The following is a 16644-nucleotide window of genomic DNA, read 5'->3' as shown; positions in this document are numbered from 1 at the left end:
CGGCTCACGGTCGCAGGCGGTTGTCGTATCGGGGAAGTACTGCCGGACCACTCCCGTTGGATCAAGCTGGATAGCACCTAGCGGGAGAGAAGCCCACTGCGCTAGATCTAGGAAGACCACCAGGTTTGCGCGACCATCCGGCCGCGCTGCGGTCGGCTCTTCCGCACGGCTGGAGCCACGACCACAGAGCCGCGGAACCGCGGACGAAGCCCGATGTCCCCACGCCTTGCCGTGGTAGGTAGGCCGCACCGTCCCCAGAACGGACCAGCGATCTCTTTGCTCGATTCGGCTCAAGGTTACTTCCGTGGGGAAGATGACGCCATCGAGGGAGCGGTGCCACCAGGAGAAACGGGTGCCCCCCTGGCAACATGCCTCGTGCACATGAGTCTCGGCCGCGCCGGGGCTGGGGCGCCCATCCGGTTGATAGGGGGGGGAAAGGTCTTGGCCCGGATGCATGGCCAAGAAAGTCTCGACATCACAGACAGCAAAAAGACGAAGTGCTTCCGAATTGCAGCCGAGGTAGCGACCGCCGGGGTCCAGCAGCATAGTCGCAATTCGATCCGGCGCAGGGGCGCCGCGGGTTAAAAGCATGAGGGTCGGTGTTGTTTCGGGAATCGTACCCCTACTCTAGAGGCTTGCGGAACGGCTGCAAAGTGCATCCGCGGAACGCTCGTCGGCGCAGTTGGTATCCCCTCGACCGGCCCGCGAAAGTCTCTCCGCCAAGCGATCGCCCGCATGGCCACGCCGACGTCGCTGCGGCCCCTGGCTCTACCCGGCGAGGGAATCCGTCTTCGGAGACGATCCCTGGTCTCGGAACCTCTTTACGAAGATCCAGTACGTCTGCCCGCCGATGGCTTTTTTCATCTGTACCTTAAGCCGCGTCGCCCCCGCTTCCCGGCGGTCAAGCGCGTAGCCGATCAGGACGTTGAGCGCGCCGCCATCCACGCCCTCCCGGAAGCGTGCGTAAAGCTCTCGCATCTCTGTCCATGGCGGCACGTCCCGAAAGAGGTTGCGGCCGACCATCCCTTGCGAGTCAAGAGGCGCGTCTCCCGCGCTGTAAGACAGGATCTTGCCCTCTTCATCGACCTCGATGGTGCTCGGCAACAACAGATCGATCTGATTCCGTCCCAATCGGGCAAAGGCACGATCGGCGTCGTCACCTCCGAACGGGATATGCTCCATCTCGTCACCCTCCGTGCACACGCTGGGTAAGAAGAGCCGTCCCTAGCTCACGAAGAAATGGCGTTGAGGCACTGAGCCTCGGCTGCCAAGAGCCACGCGACGCGCTGCACTACTTTCGAACTATACAAAATGGAACAAATGGTTACAACGCGGCGATCGCGTCTGCGGATGCCGGTCCGGGCAGGTCGATCTGCCGGTCATCGCCGGGGCCAGACGGTCAAGGCGCGGACGGCTCGCATGAGCAAGGCCGACAAGGTGGTCGCTTCGATCTGTCACGCACCGTGAATGAAGATTTCGGCGAGGGCGCTATGGGGCTGACCTATGCCGGCTCCCCGAGCTCTGCGCAGCCCACGTGGGGACCTACCGAACTGTCAGCCTGACGGCGACCGGCAATTTTGGCTTGACTCAAGCCGGTTGGGCTGGAAGGGTTCCTTGGCAAGGATGAGTGTGGAGCCGGCATGACGGAGCGGGATGAGCGGGATGAGGGGGCGTCAAGCGGCCCGTGGGAACGTTGGCCGGCTCGACATCACCTAGCGCAGGAGGATCTTCGCAGGGATCCGGCCTCCCTCGATCCGGCCCGTTTGCTCGAGTTGGCGCAGGCGCTTCAGGCCGCCCACCTGGAGCTGGATCACCGCTTCGAGCAGTTGCGGGCCGCTTACGAGGAGATCACCTCCCTCTGCGATGGGTATCGGGTGCTGTTCGAGTATGCCCCCATCGGCTACCTCGTGATGGACGCAACGGGCCGAATTGCCCACATCAACCACTGCGCCGCCGATCTGCTCGGCTCCAACCCCCAGGCGCTGCTCGGCAACAGAGTGACGGGTCACATCCACGCGGCAAGCCTCGAAGACTGGGCCGCCTTTCAGCAACAGCTCACCCCCCGAGGCGGGCGGCACGAGGCAACCCTTCGACTGGTCGACGACGGGCGCGGCCAGCGCGTGGTCCAATGCCAGGCGCTGCCGGAACCCAAAGGGGAAGGGGAGGACCTGCCGCGCTACCAGGTCACTCTCATGGAGGTGACGGATTGGTACCGCACGCTAGAGGAGCGCGATCAGCTGCTCCAAACGGTGGAAGCGGCGCCGATCTGTATCGGCTACGCCGACGCGCGGGGCCGTGTGCTCCACCAAAACTTCGCCTTCGACCGGGAGACGGGGGCGACTCCCGGCGATTTTCCTAACGATACCATCGACAGTTACCACCCGGCCTGGGCGGCGCGCAAGGTCCGCGAGGAGGCGCTGCCTGAGGCAGCGCGCACCGGAATCTGGCAGGGCGAGACCGCCATCCTGCGCGCAGACGGTTCCTCCGCGCCCGCCTGGCAGACTTTGCTGGCCCATCGTGATTGGAAGGGCGAGATCAGTACCTATTCAACACTGATCCAGGACCTGACACAGTTTCGCGCACTGGAAGCGCTCCTTTACGAAGACCCGCTCACCGAACTCCCAAACCGAATGGTCTTCCTCGACCGGCTCGATCAGGCCCTGCTGAGGCGGACGGAAAGTGGACATGGCGTGGCGGTCATCGTCCTCGATGTCTGGGATTTCCGCTCCGTCAATAATGCCCTGGGCAACGAGGCCGGAGATGAACTGCTGCATCTGCTCGGCCAGCGCCTTACTCAAGCAGTGGCTGAGGCCGATACAGTCGCGCGCATCGGCGGGGATGCGTTCGCGATCCTCCTTTGCGGGGTGTCGCACTCGGACCAGGTCTCGAGCATGGCGCGCAGCGTCATTAGGGTGGCTGAAGCCCCCTGCATGCTGGGCGAGATGGAATACACGGTCCGTGTGCACCTAGGGATCAGCACATACTTCCACACTGCACCTGTCCACTACTGTCGCGGCCAAGCTCTTTTGGAGTGGGCAGACGCCGCCCGCAGGGAGGCCGAGCAAGAGGGCGTTCACTACCGTTTCTACAGTGAAGAGTCCTCTCGCCGGGACTTCGAGCGCATGAAGCTCACTACCGAGTTGCGCCGCGCGCTCGCCGAGGGCGAACTGGAACTCCATTACCAGACACAATGCGATCTCGATAGCTCCAAGGCGTTCGCTTACGAGGCACTAGTCCGCTGGCCCCATCCGGAGAGGGGCTGGATTCCACCTGCCGAATTCGTCCCCGTTGCGGAGCAAAACGGGCTTATGGGAGAACTCGGTGGGTGGGTTCTCGAGCGCGCCTGTGCCGACGCCGCCGACTGGCTTGCGCGGGGCAGGGAGTTTAGGCGCGTCGGCATCAACGTCGCCGCGCCTCAACTCATGGATCCCGAGTTCCCCCGACAGGTCCAGGAAACTCTGGAGCGAACGGGACTACCCGCTGACCGGCTCGAGATCGAGATCACGGAGAGCCTCGTCGTGACCCCGGGAAAGGAGGTCTTCGAGCGCCTCGCTGCACTTCGTGTCCAGGGCATCAGCGTGGCCGTGGACGACTTCGGAACCGGGTATTCGGCGCTCAGCTACCTGGTTGACCTGCCAGTGGATCGGCTCAAGATCGACCGTTCTTTTGTACAAGGGGTGGCGGAATCAGCCCGCAAGCGCGCCATCATCCGCACCGTCGTTAGCCTCTCACGAGCCCTGGGGCTGGAGACCGTTGCGGAAGGCATCGAATACGAAACCGAGCGTGAGGCGCTTTACGCCGAGGGGTGCCGTCAGGGGCAGGGGTATCTCTTTGCTCGCCCCGCCGCCGTGAGCTGACCGGGCTCTTTACCCACAAGTTGCGCGGCAACAGCCCCATCGCCCGGACCTATTGCACCCTGGCTCATGTCGGTATCCGGCGGGACAGGGCAAAGCATGCGCATGTCCGCTATCACGTAAGGCTGTTGGCCGCATCTGAAGTCCTGTCTCCCTGGCTTTGTCCATCGTTCGCGTGGAGAGGGTGGCACTGGCATATCCGCTGCGATACGGTTCCTTGAGGGTCTAGCCTCACAGGTTATATGGGTGTTCGTTCATGGTGGACGAGCTGAGGTGGTTCAAGGTGCAGAGCCGGATCAGTAGGGGGGGGGGCAGCGCTCTACCGGGAACCGCTCAAGAGCAACGCCCTTCATTAGTCTCGGGGAGGTGTCATGGCCACGGACAGCCTACGGAGCCGGTTTGCACACCTTCCGGTTGGCATGTATCAGACAACACCGGGTCCGCAGGGCCGTTTCCTCGACGCCAACGCGGCGCTTGCCGAGATCCTCGGCGCGGCTAGCGTGGACGAATTGCTCGGCCATCCGCCGGCCTCGTTCTATCTGCAGCCCTCGAACCGGGACGATTTCCATGGTCGCGTACGGGCGCACGGCGCGGCCCGCGAAGAGTTCTGTCTGCTAACCCTGGATGGTCGCCTCGCGTGGGTGGTTAAAGCCGCACAGTACCGCGAGGTCCCCGGGTTCGGGACTGTCATCGAGGGCACGCTCGAGGATGTCACCGATAGCCGTGTCGTTGAGCAGCGCCTGACGCTGGCATTGGACGCGGGCGGGCTCGGCGTGTTCGAGCTTGATCCGCTTACCGGATCCGTAGCCGTCGATGGGCGGTTGCTCACGCTCTATGGACTTTCAGACCCGGAAGACCTCGCCTCCTACGAACAGTGGCGCAGCATGGTACTCCCCGAGGATCTCCCCGATACGGAGGCGGCGGTCCATCACGCGAGCGCTAAGACATCGTACTGGGACGTAACCTTTCGCATCATGCGGCCGGACGGCGCATGTCGAACCGTCCGTAGTTTTGGTCGTCAACTCCTGGGCGTCGACGGCGCCCCGGTGCGGCAGGTCGGTATCAACGAGGACATTACTGATCGGCAGGAAGCCGAGGATCGGCTCCTCGCGCAAAAGCAGTGGCTGGAGGAGGCGCAGCAGATCGCTCGGCTTGGGTACTGGGTCTCTTACCCCCGAGGAGACCACGCACACGGCGCACTCTGGTGGTCAGAGATGGTCTACGCGATCTTCGGCCAGGATCCGGAGCAGTTCACGCCGAGTATCGAGGCGTTTTACGCTCTGGTCCATCCGGCTGACCGTGACGCGGTCGACACCGCGATCCGTAATGCAGATCGGCACGGGGGGTTCAGCGTGGAACATCGGATCCTGCGCCCCGACGGAGATGTGCGCTGGGTCTCAGAACTCGGACGCGTGATCTACGGCGAAGAGGCGCAGGTGGATCGAGTGATCGGCGTCGTTCAGGACATCACCGAGCAGCGGGCCCTGCGCGAGGAGCTCGCCTACCATGCCGCACATGATCCGCTGACTGCGCTGTTCAATCGCCGCCAAATGCGTCTGCGGCTCGAGCAGGCCTATGCTGCTTATCAGCGCCACGGCACGCCCTTCGCTCTGATTTTGCTCGACATTGACCGCTTCAAGCAGCTCAACGACGCGCACGGCCATGTCAGCGGCGATCAGGTCTTGCGGCAGGTGGCCGAGGCAATGGACACCGCGCTCCGAACAGAAGATACCGCAAGTCGATGGGGCGGCGAGGAGTTCCTGATCCTTTTGGAGCGCTCAGACCAGGAGCCGGCAGCCGAACTGGCCGAGCGACTCCGGATGCTCATCGCTGAGAGCATTTTTGAGGTGCATGCAGAGACGATGCGGACCACGGTCAGCGCCGGTGTTGCCGCTATCAAGCCAGGGTTGTCGCTCGACGATCTGATCTCCCGCGCCGACCAGGCGATGTATAGGGCGAAAGCGGCCGGCCGCAATCAGGTCGTCGTGTGGGGGCGCGAAGGCTTATGAATCGATCGAAGACTGGATAAGCTGCGCCGATTCCGCAAAGAGGCTCAGGGGCCGTGCATAGCAGCTGTGTGAGTCTCTTGATGCGTGTGCCCGTGTTGTCGATCCTTTCCGAGGTGGCCCGATCCGACTCCCACCCTGACCGATGCCCGAAGCATCTTTGAGGCCGCTACCCTCGTCGCGGATGGGAAGGGTCCCCCGATTACCCGGTTCACCTTTCCAGCGTGCCGTGCCCACTACCCCAGCGGATCAGAACGGGCGCATGTGTCGGGTTGCTTCCCCATCCCACGCGGCCGCCCCGTCATTCAGGCGGGTCGGCTATCCGCGAATTCAATTTTGAGGCCTGCTCAGACCTCGCCCGCGTCAAGGCCTGCTGAATTGCTCAACCGCCCAAGGCAGCCTTGGTCTCGAGGCTTCGCGCCGATTACAGTTATCTACCAGATCGTTCTAACGTCGCAAATCAGCCGCGCGAGGAACGAGCGTCGGCTAAATGGCCTTGTTAGCGCTCCCGGGATTCCCGGACTGCCTCAAGTATGTCTGACGTTGTGGCGGTTGTACTTACTCCAGGCACGTCAAACGGCGACTTCGATTCCCTGGGCTTCGCACGGAGAGAAAACGTACTACCGTCCTTTCTCCTGATTTCTACCTCTTCGCGCTGGGCCAGGACCAGCAATTTCGACAGGTTCTGCCGAGCTTCAGAGTATGTAAATACCTTCATCACGTTTACTCCAGCACCCTGATCCCAAGTTCTCTCGCCACCTGCCTCATACGACGATCAAGGGTCAACAACGGGCACGATAGTGCCTGAGCGCATTGCAGGAAATATGCGTCATAGGCGTAAATATCTTGATCCAGAGCAAGCTGCAGCGAGCTACGTATATCCGTGGACACTAACCGCACCGGAATCTGTCTGACTGACTTCTCGGCCTCCAGAGCCTCTGAATACGAAAGTTGACGCCGCTTCACCATCGCAGAAAGGGCGTTGCCGATCTCATAGGGCAAAATTTCAGGTGCCAACGCTGACGCGTCGGCCGTCAGCGTGATGATGCGGTCTCTGTCTGGTTCATTCAGCGCAACCGCGAGGAAGATATTAGTGTCAGCGACGATGTTCATACGGACAATTGTACAATGGGTTGGCGAGCTTGCCTAGAACTTGTCAACACCGCTCCAGGTTGACCCTGGGGTGCGGACACAACTCGCCTGGACGCCAGCTACTTGAGCCTCGGGCCGGGAGACCGTGAGTACTTCTCCGATGAGCCTCGTTATGCCGGAGTCTCCGCGACGGTCGCGCCGTAAAGCCCCGGCATGGCGGAGTCTGATCGCTCCCACCGTAGGTGGTCACCTTAGCGGTCCGGAGGTGAGGCAGCGGCAGTGATGAAGGCCGAGGGTCCGTGGGGCGGTGGCCATTCGACACCTAAGGCACGTCGGCCTGAAGGCCCGCAACGAAGGGGGTCTGAGAGACAGATGTCGAGGATCCAGGGACCCCAGACCCCGTCCAGACGACTTGCGGGGAGTCGCCAGGACACCGATGGAATTTGCCCGCCCCCCTTAAACGGCATAGTTTCCCAAGAGAGTAGCTGGGATCTGGCAGACAACTCAGGAAAGGGAAAGGGGCAGCCCGCAGCCAAGCAGAAAGGAGGTGCCTAAAACTGCAAGGCCACGAACTGCAATCGGGGCCTCGTGCAGGGATGGAACCCACATCAAGGCTGGCTCGTTAACCTTATTATAGGCATCCGCGCTATCTGGGCAACCTCACGCGCTGCACCAACACCCCGAAAAACGAGGGATTGGTGCAATCTCACACTCCGGAGCCGTTGCGCTTGCTGATCGGAGTCCAGGTATGCGCCAGCTCTTCCATCCGCTCCCCCATGCGCTCCGCCAAATCCGCCTCGGAATCGAACCAGGCCAACGAATCGGTCAGCACCGGCAGTGCGCCGAGTGCGACCTCGGACCGCCCCGCACTGATCTGGACCGAGCGGGGATCCAGCCGTTTTGCCAGCATGCTCCCTTTGGGTTGAACCTCCAGGGGCAGGTTTACGGCCACGAGCCGGTCCCGGCCCGGCTTCAGCCAAAGGTAATCCCCCACAAGCGATCATTCGCGTGAGCGAAGACAGTCCGTGCGGGTCTTCCTTTGGGTCCCTTCTTCCACGCTTACCAGGGCCTCCACATAGCCCCCGCGCGCGCGGATTTGTCTCGCATGGTCACCTTAGCGCACGATGAAACGCGTCGGTAAGGGAAGGGCAATAGGTGCGCCTTGGCTGACTTCGCCCTGTACCGGACCCACTGCTGATCTACCGCCGGTCGCGGACGCGAGGCCCGACCTGAAGCCCAGTCCGAGCCAGCTGCTGATTCCGCTGCTGCCGACGCATCTCGGCAAAGTCGATCTGCGTAGCGGGGCCTTCCAGCTGTTGCAGGATAGTGCGCTCAGCGCCCTCGGTGGCACACCGCTTAAGATCGTCAGGATGGAGCAAGTACGGCAGGATATGCCGTAGCTGCCGCTGCCCCGCTGGACGCTATACAGCCACTCGGCGAGCCGCCACCGACGTCTTTCACCTGGGCGCCGAGTGGGCAATCGGCGACGACTAGACGGTGATCGGCTTCGGGCAGCGCTCCAAGGAGAGGTGGCAGGTCAATGACGAATACGAGGAAGCGGATCGATACGGCCTCGGCCTGCGTCATGGCCTGGCCGACGACTCGGACCTGCGCGGGCAGTACTACGCCATCGACTTGGACGAGAGCAGCCACGGTGGACGCATGGCGGTGATGGGCGCAGTCTTCCACACCGATGAGCGGACCCGACTTTACGTCACCTACGCCAACCTGAACAACGACAGCGCGTCGCAGCTCGTGCCGTAGCACTAAGGCCGGGTGGCCGGCCCAGAGGCGAGGACGAGAGGGTGCGTGACGGTAGCTCCACCTGGGCCTTGGCCAGCGGCGTGCGCGTCGACTTCTAGCGCTTCGTAGCCCTGAGCCTAAGCAGTCGGCACGAGGAGACGCAGCTCTCGATTCATGGCGCTCAAGGGCGCGAAACAGGGCCTGCGTAGTGCGGGTATCGCCGTGGGTAGCGCTTGCATGCCCCCCCCGAAACCTCCTTTTCAAACAGCGAGTTGTAGTATTTTTGAGGTGGATTCCCCGGCCACCATTTCTCTTTCCCGCGGCGTCCTGCAAAGCCCCAACGCCACCTTAGCCCCCTGTATAGCTGAACCCTGAGGCACAGGCGCTGTCTCTTCAGACCCCGGGTCAGCCAACATCCCGTGCGGATCGTTCCACCCCGGCGGCGAAGAGACCTGCGTCAGGACCGGAGATCGGCTCAACCTGCACCTGCATCACGCTCGGCACGACGGGCGGTCCGAACTGGTGGAAGACCGGGGCATCGGCCGCATCGCGGCCGTGCCCGAGTTGAACCCGCGCACCCTCAAGGGTCTCCCTGGTCGGATCAAAGGTAAACCAGCCACCACCAACATACGCCTCGAACCAAGCGTGAAGGTCCATCGGCTCCAACCCCTGGAGATAACCCGTCACGAGGCGCGCCGGGATACTGAGGCTGCGGCAGAGTGCAATACCCAGATGCGCAAAGTCACGGCAGACCCCCGCACGGCGTTCAAGGACCTGCTGCGCTGAGATCGGCTCCGGATCCGTTGTCGGCTGGTATGCGACATTGTGATAGATCCACGTCGCGATGGCTGCCACCTGGTCATAGCCGGGTGACTGGCCGGCAACGATATCGCTCGCCTGCGCAAGGAGTCGGTCCGATTCACAATAGCGGCTGGGCAGCAGGTGGATGAGTGTTTCCTGGGGAAGGTCCTGTACGGGCACGAACGGCGCGCCCGGCTGCTGCTCGACGCCAGCCGGCACGCGAACATCAGCGCTCACCGACACCGTAAGCGCTCCCGCAGAAGCGAGCAGGCGCTGGCAGGCATTGCCGTAGAGGTCGCGGTACTCCGTGATGGGCAGGCTTGGCCGCACGGCGTAGCGATCCCGGGCCACCCACTGCCGTCCACTGCTGCGTGCACGCAGCATGAATAGCATGAGGCTCTCGCCCTCCAGCTCGAGTTCCAGATGGCAACTGACTCGTAACCACATGCTTGCTGCGGGGCCTCCTCGGCAGCGCCTTTGAGAGATGCTTGGGAGGCTTCCTGAGCCCGCCCGCATCTGCTGACTGCATGGTTTTGGCGGACAGCGACGGCGGTGCCGATGGATCGACGCGGACCGCCTATCGATAGCGCAGATGATCCCGTGTCAACTGATCCAGCGACGTAATCCCCATCAGCTTCATGTCACGGATGACCTCGTTGTAGAGATTGTCAAGCGCTTTCTCGACCCCCGCCTGGCCACCGGCGGCCAGCGCGTAAAGGTACAGGTGACCGCCGGAACAGGCCGTGGCGCCGGCAGCAAGCGCCTTGAGGATGTGAGTACCGCGCTGGATGCCGCCATCACATATAATGTCGATCTGCCCGCCGACGGCGTCCGCGATTTCCGCGATCTGATCGAAGGGCGCCCGCGAGCCATCGAGCTGCCTTCCCGCATGGTTCGAGACCATGATCGCCGAGGCACCGATATCCACCGCCCGCCGCGCATCCTCCGGGCTCATCACGCCCTTGAGACAGAACGGTCCTCCCCATTGGGCGCACAACTGCTCGGCGTGCCGCCAGGTCAGCCCCTGATCGAGCATGGTCGAGAAGTACTCGCCCACCGAGATGGGGACTTTGCTCCCCTCGCGCACGTGGGTGCTGAGCTGCGGCAGGCTGAAGGGCTCCCTGGTGTAGTAGTTGAATGCCCAGCGCGGGTGCCAAGCGAAGCTAGCCAGGCTGCGCAGCGTCAGTCGCGGCGGTGAAGTGAAACCAGTGCGCAGGTCCCGCTCACGATTCCCCCCGGTGATGGTATCCACGGTCAGCGTCAGGGCCTCGAAACCGGCGGCCTGGCAACGCTCGATCATCGCCCGGTTCAGCTCGCGGTCCTTGTGGAAATAAAACTGGAACATCTTCGGCGTGGAGTAACGCTCGCCGATCTCCTCAATGCTGACCGTACCGAGCGACGAGATACCGAAGAACGTATGGTATTTCTGCGCGGCTGCGGCCACCGCGCGCTCACCCTGGTAGTGAAACAGGCGCTGGAGCGCGGTCGGCGAGCAGAATACGGGCATGCCCAGCCGCTGCCCCATCACGGTCACCGAGGGGTCGACCTCCTCCACCCCGGCGAGCACGTTCGGTACCAGATCGCACCGCTCGAAGGCCTGGGTATTGCGCCGATAGGTGATCTCGTCCTCGGCCGCCCCGTCGATGTAGTGGAAGATGGGCCCGGGCAACCGCTTGCGGGCCAGCTCGCGAAAGTCACTTACATTACGGCAGTCTTTGATGCGCTCGAACATGCACCTCTCCCTCGGCTTCGCGGCTATCCACCGCGTCCCTGGCAATCTCATCGCCACCGACCATCCCGCGCGACGCGACGCGAGGGACCAGAGTAATCACCTATAGCATAGCGCCGGTGCATGCCTGACAACCCGCTTCGATTGCGGGAGAGCGACAAAACGGCGAGGGGGAGAACTTCCAGCCAGCGCACCGCCGCCAGGGCGGTGCGCACCCGTCAATCGCGGGGCAGTCGCCCGCCGTTGAGCTGGCGCAGGATGCGCTGCCCGATGAGCTCGAGCCACAGCGCCCCACGCTCGGCCTGCGCCAGCGCATCGGCGCGCAGGGCTTCCAGGCGCCCCCAGTAGCGCACCAGTAGCCGCATGGTCGCCCAAGCCAGGAAAAACCCCAGACCGTAACCGAGGATGTCGACCAGAGCACCGGGTGCACCGCCACCACCCAAAGCGATCAGGATCCCCCCGTAGAGGATGCCCATCGGGACGAACAGGCCGACCCCCACCACGGCCTCCAGCGCCGTGCGCACGGCGTGACGCGCGGCCCCGAGGTGAGCACGCAGATCCTTGCCCTCCGGAGCACTCAATCCGAGCAGGGGCCACAGTCCGGCGCGGTGGCCCAGGAAGCGCCCAACCCCCATGGCAAAGAGCAGCGCCCAGGCCGGCACTGCGGCGACCGCGGCGGTCACGACAAGGACCACAGCCAGGACCAACGGCCCGAGCAGCACGGCCACCGGCGAGCCGCGTTCCAGGCCATGGCCGGCCCAGATGGCGTCCAGGAAGGCCATCCCCACCCAGTGCAGCAGGTAGTAGATCAGGATGGCGAACACCAGTGCTGCCAGCCCGATCCAGGACTCGCGACTCCAATGCATGGGCACTCCCCCGAATGAATCCTGAGCCACAGCTTACTGATTCCGACTCCGGCGGTGCCAGGGGCAAAACACCCTCGCCGGGACCCTATCGGTGCAGCGTGACGGAAGACCGCACTCCGCCTACACTGCAGAGATAGAGACGCCGGTCTGAGCAAGAGGAGTGCACCATGCACGTGCGGTACTGGATGTTGGTGATCATCGCCGCGGGCCTGCTGGCCCTTTCGGGCTGCAACGATTCATCCGCCCCTGAAACCCCCGAGACGGACGAGACGGGCGATCAGGAGGCGCATTTCGAGCCGGCCGAGGATCCGATGGAGGGCGCCCGCGAGGAGGCGGCAACCGAGGAAGGAAACAACAGCGTGTCGACCGACGAGGCGACATCGGCCGATGAGGAAGCTGAGGCACAGCCAGTGGCCGACCAAACCGAACAAGGCAATGAAGACCACCCCGGACTCGCCATCTACCGCAGTGGCACCGCTCCGAGCTGCCGTTCGTGCCACGACCGCGGCATCGCCGGTGCGCCGGTCCTCGGGCAGGAGGCAGACTGGGCGGACCGCTCGCGCGACATCGACGAGCTGCTCGACGCCACCCTGCGGGGCAAGGGCGCCATGCCGGCCTACCGCGGGCGGGCCGATGAGGACGAACTGATCAAGGCCATCGAGTACATGCTCTCGACCCTCGACAACGCATGAGCGGCAGCGGTGACGAGCGCCGCAGCCGGGCTGTACCCAGCAGCCGGTGGGGTCGCCTCTATCACCTGGGGCGGGCCACCGGCGATCTAGCTCTGGGGATCGGCTGGAGCGGCCTGCGCGACCTGACCGGGGGCGAAGAGGGCGAGGGCCGGATCGAGCTCTCCCCGGAGCGCGCCCGGCGGATTACCGACCGACTCGGGCGCATGCGGGGCGCCGTGATGAAGATGGGCCAGTTGATGTCCATGGACGGCACCGACGTACTGGCCCCCGAGATCGCGGAGATCATGGGCGCACTGCGCCATGAGGCGGAGGCGATGCCGCTAAGCCAGCTCGACAGCGTCCTGCGCCGCGAGTTCGGCAAAGGGTGGCTCAAGCGGTTCCGTGATTTTGACTTCACCCCCGTAGCCGCCGCCTCGATCGGCCAGGTCCATCGTGCCGTGGCCGCCGACGGGCGGGAACTGGCGCTGAAGATCCAGTTCCCCGGGGTGCGCGAGAGCATCGACAGCGATCTGGACAATCTCGGTTTCGTGATGCGTCACAGCGGCCTCATGCCGCGCGGCCTACGCGTCGAGGGCCTGCTCGACGAGGCGAGGCGCCAGCTTCACCAGGAGGCCGACTATGAGGCGGAAGCCGACGCCCTGGAGGCCTACGACCGGGCGCTGGGCGACGACCCGGAGATCACCCTGCCCGGCGTGCACCGGGACCTGACCACCCCCCGGGTGCTGGCCATGGACTATGTCCACGGCACCCCGGTCGATCAGCTGGCCGATCGGGGCGGCGAGCCGGCTTCCCTGTGCGATCATGCGGCCTCGTTGCTCAGCCGGCTGGCGTTGCGCGAGCTCTTCGAGTTCCGCCTGGTGCAGACCGACCCCAATTTCAGCAACTTCCTCTACGACGCCGAACGCGGCTGCCTGGTGCTGCTCGATTTCGGCGCCACGCACTCGGTGCGCCCCGAACTGGTCGAAACCTATCGGCGCATGGGGCGCGCCGCTCGGGATCGGGACCGTGAAGTCTTGCAGTCGTGCGCACGGGAACTCGGGTATCTGGAGCCTGGCGCGTCAGCGGAGCAGGAGGGGGCGCTACTGGAGCTGCTGGAGATGACCAGTGAGCCGCTGCGTCACCAAGGGGCCTACGACTTCGGCGCGTCGGACCTGTTCGAGCGGGTCTACCACCGGGGCCGGACCATGTTCTTCAGCGACCGCTTCGCCGGGACGCCAGCCTCAGATACCCTGTTCCTGCACCGCAAGTTCATGGGCACCTTCATGCTCTGCCGGCGCCTGCAGGCACGGGTCGACCTGCGCGGCCTCATCGACCCGTACCTGGCGGACACCGGGGTCGACTCGCCACCGCGGCCGACTAAGGGGTAACCACGAGGGCCTACAGACCTCGATCGACGATGTGGCGCAGACCGTCGGGATCGACAATGCCCGGCACCTTGAAGCTGGTGCCGTCCTTGCAGACGAAGCTCAGGCGTCCGTATCCGAGGATGCGCCCCATCCAGCCGTAGTAGACCCCGACGGCCTGGATATGCTCACGCTCGAAGACACGCGCCGTGCGCACGATCAGACCGGTACCGGCGATCAGCTTGTTCGGCGTCAGCTCCAGCTCGGTGTTGAGGAAGATGCTGAGCGAATGGGCCGCGGTGCCGGGCAGCACGATCAAATAGAGGATGGTGGCCAGGACGTACCCGAAGGTACCCAGAGGCGCCAGCACGAGCAGCAGCGTCGCGGTCAGCACCAGGATGGTGGGCAGGAAAACCCCCCAGTGCACCTCGGCCTGGTAGACGATTGGCTCGCCCGGATCGCGCACCGTATCCGCCAGACGCTCTCGATCGCGCAGGGAGAAGGCCAGCAGCCCCAGTATCACCGCCGGCGGCAGCAGCATGGTTCCGGCCACCAGCAACATGGTCCCGGGAGCGGTCCCGAACCACGCCACCCCGATGACCAGGCACAGCAGCGACGCGAAGGCGATACCGCCGGCGCTGATGTACAGCCGGCGCCGCCAGCACAGGCCATCACGCACGCCCTCGGCCGAGTGCCGCGGCCACCAGCGCATCAGCGCCGAGACCAGCGCAGCCGGGAAGAGGACGACGAACGCCAGCAGGAAGCCGAATGCACCCTCGCCCCAGACGATGAACGTCCCGACCAGGGCGACCAGCGCACCGATGGCCAGGGCAATGTTCAGCCAGCGCCCCAGCCGGCTTTTCCAAGTTCCCTCCGCGGGCGTGGAAGCCTCTTCCTCGCTCATGGCACCTCCTCAGGGGGTCAGCCGCGCGACACGCTCGCGCACCAGGTGGTCAACACCGAGCCGGCCGGAACCGACCAGCATGAACGCCAGGGCGACGAAGGCGTAGAGCACGGCCATCTCGGCGCTCGGGCCATCAACGGCGAACAGCGGGTCGCCCGCGGCGAAATGCACCCCGAAAGCGGCAACCAGCATGGTGCCGAGGATCACCGCAGCCGCGGGGCGGGTCAGCAGGCCGGCGGCGAGTAGCAGGCCTCCGATCAACTCGGCGATCCCCGCCAGCCAGGCAAAGAACAGGGGCACCGGCAGGCCGATGCCCTCCACCATACCGACGAACCCCTCCTGGGGCGGGATCTTGGGCAAACCGTGGCCCACGGCCATCATCAGTCCGGCGCCAACCCGCAGCGCGGTCAACCCCGCATCAGCGACCAGCGTAGCCGGGGCCACCCCTCCGAAAAGCAGATCTCGCGCCGTTTGCATGATCGCTAGCCTCTCTCCTGTGCCTATTGAATCCGTGCGGTGACGACCAACCGGGCGGTCAATCGGACCATAACGCTTGCCCCGGATGCCTTCAACAAGCATCCATGGCGCCGGGCCCGGCCCCTAGGCGATCCCGTGGAGGTAGGCCCCGGCGACCAGCCCCGCGCCGGCGACGAGGGCGAGCAGCAGCTGGAACACGCCGGTACGGGCCAGGCAGCGATTGTAATCCTCGCCGCTGCTCGCACCCATCAGCGAGCGCCAGATGCGCACCCCGAAGGGCAGCACGGCCAGCCCCAGGGCCGCACCGGTCCACGGCACCCCGAACGCGGCCAACCCGAGCAAGCCCAGCGCCACGCCAGCCAGCAGCCCGCCGAACAGCCAGACCGATCCCAAGGGCCCTAGCAGGATGGCCAGCGTCCAGCGCCCGGCCTCACGGTCTCCCTCGCGGTCGCGCAAGTTATTGACCAGGAGCACCGCGGCCGCGGGCAACCCGACGGCCAGTCCCATCACCAGCGCCGGGGGGCTGATCGCCCCCGTATACAGATAGACCACACCACCGACGGCAACCAGCCCGAAGAAGAAGATGACGAACAACTCGCCGAAGGGGCCGCGTGAGATCGGGAACGGCCCCCCGGAATACGCGTAACCGGCCAGCACCGAGAGGATACCCAGCACCAGGATCGGCAACCCGCCGATGGCCACCAGGTAGGCACCGCAGACCAGGGCCAGAGCAAAGGCGCTGTAGGCGGCCGCCATGACCTGGCGCGGGGTGAGCCAACCGCGCTCGGTAACCCGCACCGGACCGATCCGCTCGGCGCTATCGGTCTGATTGAGGGTGTCGGCGGCATCGTTCTGCAGATTGGTTCCGATCTGGATCGCCGCGGTGGAAAGCGCCGCAACCAGGGTCACGTCCAGGCGCAGGACACCACTTTCCACCCAGCCCACAGCGGAGCCGGCGAGGATCGGGGACAGCGAAAGCGGCAGCGTGCGCGGCCGGATCGCGTGCCAGGCGATCGTTGGCCAGGACGGGCGCGGGGACGTTTGCGTCATCGACCGATCCATGCGAGAACCTGTTCAGCGGCAAGAACGAACGGAGCGCGAACCGCGCCGGGATGCGGCGATTGTGACCGGTCCGCG

14 protein-coding genes are annotated in these 16644 nt (G+C 64.6%); 5 read left to right on the top strand and 9 right to left on the bottom strand.

All coding sequences use genetic code 11. The annotated features are described in order from the left end of the window. Positions 1-768: 768 nt before the first annotated feature. Positions 769-1182, bottom strand: coding sequence for a photoactive yellow protein (locus LRG07_RS10190; RefSeq protein WP_238642279.1), 414 nt, complete (start codon positions 1180-1182; stop codon positions 769-771). Positions 1183-1640: 458 nt separating this feature from the next. Between LRG07_RS10190 and LRG07_RS10185 the strand changes: the two genes are divergently transcribed. Both LRG07_RS10185 and LRG07_RS10180 read left to right on the top strand, forming a co-directional pair. Beyond that, positions 1641-3857, top strand: a complete 2217-nt coding sequence (locus LRG07_RS10185) for a bifunctional diguanylate cyclase/phosphodiesterase (protein WP_238642278.1) — start codon at positions 1641-1643, stop codon at positions 3855-3857. Between the two features lie 368 nt (positions 3858-4225). Next, positions 4226-5863 carry a sensor domain-containing diguanylate cyclase gene (locus tag LRG07_RS10180; RefSeq protein ID WP_238642277.1) on the top strand — a complete coding sequence of 546 codons (1638 nt, stop codon included), beginning with the start codon at positions 4226-4228 and terminating at the stop codon, positions 5861-5863. A gap of 720 nt (positions 5864-6583) precedes the next feature. Here the strand turns inward: LRG07_RS10180 and LRG07_RS10175 are convergent. After that, positions 6584-6973 (bottom strand): type II toxin-antitoxin system VapC family toxin, encoded by a 390-nt coding sequence (locus LRG07_RS10175; RefSeq protein WP_238642276.1) that lies wholly within the window; start codon positions 6971-6973, stop codon positions 6584-6586. 685 nt (positions 6974-7658) lie between these two features. Continuing rightward, positions 7659-7904 (bottom strand): hypothetical protein, encoded by a 246-nt coding sequence (locus LRG07_RS10170; protein ID WP_238642275.1) that lies wholly within the window; start codon positions 7902-7904, stop codon positions 7659-7661. A gap of 545 nt (positions 7905-8449) precedes the next feature. Here LRG07_RS10170 and LRG07_RS10165 point away from each other — a divergent pair. Continuing rightward, positions 8450-8716 (top strand): hypothetical protein, encoded by a 267-nt coding sequence (locus LRG07_RS10165; RefSeq protein ID WP_201242156.1) that lies wholly within the window; start codon positions 8450-8452, stop codon positions 8714-8716. Between the two features lie 384 nt (positions 8717-9100). Here the strand turns inward: LRG07_RS10165 and LRG07_RS10160 are convergent, their stop codons facing one another. From LRG07_RS10160 to LRG07_RS10150, 3 genes are all read right to left on the bottom strand, one after another. Further along, positions 9101-9943: a transglutaminase family protein gene (locus tag LRG07_RS10160; RefSeq protein ID WP_201242155.1), complete on the bottom strand. Its 843-nt coding sequence runs from the start codon at positions 9941-9943 to the stop codon at positions 9101-9103. Between the two features lie 130 nt (positions 9944-10073). Further along, positions 10074-11228, bottom strand: coding sequence for an alpha-hydroxy acid oxidase (locus LRG07_RS10155; protein WP_201170089.1), 1155 nt, complete (start codon positions 11226-11228; stop codon positions 10074-10076). 215 nt (positions 11229-11443) lie between these two features. Beyond that, positions 11444-12091 (bottom strand): hypothetical protein, encoded by a 648-nt coding sequence (locus LRG07_RS10150; protein WP_201170091.1) that lies wholly within the window; start codon positions 12089-12091, stop codon positions 11444-11446. A gap of 167 nt (positions 12092-12258) precedes the next feature. Here LRG07_RS10150 and LRG07_RS10145 point away from each other — a divergent pair, with 167 nt between their 5' ends. Together LRG07_RS10145 and LRG07_RS10140 are read left to right on the top strand one after the other, a co-directional pair. Next, on the top strand, positions 12259-12783 hold the full coding sequence (locus LRG07_RS10145; RefSeq protein WP_201170094.1) for a cytochrome c5 family protein: 525 nt from the start codon (positions 12259-12261) through the stop codon (positions 12781-12783). Continuing rightward, a complete protein-coding gene (locus LRG07_RS10140) occupies positions 12780-14150 on the top strand; it encodes an AarF/ABC1/UbiB kinase family protein (protein ID WP_238642274.1) in 1371 nt (456 codons plus the stop codon). Before LRG07_RS10145 ends, LRG07_RS10140 begins: the two co-directional genes overlap by 4 nt. A gap of 10 nt (positions 14151-14160) precedes the next feature. On the opposite strand, the gene LRG07_RS10135 is transcribed toward LRG07_RS10140, so the two are convergent. The 3 genes from LRG07_RS10135 to menA form a co-directional block, all read right to left on the bottom strand. Continuing rightward, entirely contained in the window at positions 14161-15030 is an 870-nt protein-coding gene (locus tag LRG07_RS10135) for a PH domain-containing protein (protein WP_201170098.1), read from the bottom strand. A 9-nt stretch (positions 15031-15039) separates the two neighbouring features. Then, a complete protein-coding gene (locus LRG07_RS10130) occupies positions 15040-15507 on the bottom strand; it encodes a DoxX family protein (protein ID WP_201170100.1) in 468 nt (155 codons plus the stop codon). A gap of 123 nt (positions 15508-15630) precedes the next feature. Then, positions 15631-16557 carry a 1,4-dihydroxy-2-naphthoate octaprenyltransferase gene (menA, locus tag LRG07_RS10125; RefSeq protein WP_201170101.1) on the bottom strand — a complete coding sequence of 309 codons (927 nt, stop codon included), beginning with the start codon at positions 16555-16557 and terminating at the stop codon, positions 15631-15633. Positions 16558-16644: the final 87 nt, after the last annotated feature.

This window comes from Halorhodospira sp. 9622, assembly GCF_022228025.1.
GTDB classification, from domain to species: Bacteria; Pseudomonadota; Gammaproteobacteria; order Nitrococcales; family Halorhodospiraceae; genus Halorhodospira; species Halorhodospira halophila_A.
The sequence above is the reverse complement of the archived record's forward strand: the minus strand, read 5'-3'. Positions and strand labels throughout refer to the sequence as shown.

What these genes read in the sequence shown, in the direction of transcription:
- menA (WP_201170101.1), bottom strand. Translation starts at nt 16,557, where the DNA reads ATGACGCAAACGTCCCCGCGCCCGTCCTGGCCAACGATCGCCTGGCAC.
- LRG07_RS10190 (WP_238642279.1), bottom strand. Translation starts at nt 1,182, where the DNA reads ATGGAGCATATCCCGTTCGGAGGTGACGACGCCGATCGTGCCTTTGCC.
- LRG07_RS10145 (WP_201170094.1), top strand. Translation starts at nt 12,259, where the DNA reads ATGCACGTGCGGTACTGGATGTTGGTGATCATCGCCGCGGGCCTGCTG.
- LRG07_RS10130 (WP_201170100.1), bottom strand. Translation starts at nt 15,507, where the DNA reads ATGCAAACGGCGCGAGATCTGCTTTTCGGAGGGGTGGCCCCGGCTACG.
- LRG07_RS10180 (WP_238642277.1), top strand. Translation starts at nt 4,226, where the DNA reads ATGGCCACGGACAGCCTACGGAGCCGGTTTGCACACCTTCCGGTTGGC.
- LRG07_RS10155 (WP_201170089.1), bottom strand. Translation starts at nt 11,228, where the DNA reads ATGTTCGAGCGCATCAAAGACTGCCGTAATGTAAGTGACTTTCGCGAG.
- LRG07_RS10160 (WP_201242155.1), bottom strand. Translation starts at nt 9,943, where the DNA reads ATGTGGTTACGAGTCAGTTGCCATCTGGAACTCGAGCTGGAGGGCGAG.
- LRG07_RS10175 (WP_238642276.1), bottom strand. Translation starts at nt 6,973, where the DNA reads ATGAACATCGTCGCTGACACTAATATCTTCCTCGCGGTTGCGCTGAAT.
- LRG07_RS10185 (WP_238642278.1), top strand. Translation starts at nt 1,641, where the DNA reads ATGACGGAGCGGGATGAGCGGGATGAGGGGGCGTCAAGCGGCCCGTGG.
- LRG07_RS10150 (WP_201170091.1), bottom strand. Translation starts at nt 12,091, where the DNA reads ATGCATTGGAGTCGCGAGTCCTGGATCGGGCTGGCAGCACTGGTGTTC.
- LRG07_RS10135 (WP_201170098.1), bottom strand. Translation starts at nt 15,030, where the DNA reads ATGAGCGAGGAAGAGGCTTCCACGCCCGCGGAGGGAACTTGGAAAAGC.
- LRG07_RS10140 (WP_238642274.1), top strand. Translation starts at nt 12,780, where the DNA reads ATGAGCGGCAGCGGTGACGAGCGCCGCAGCCGGGCTGTACCCAGCAGC.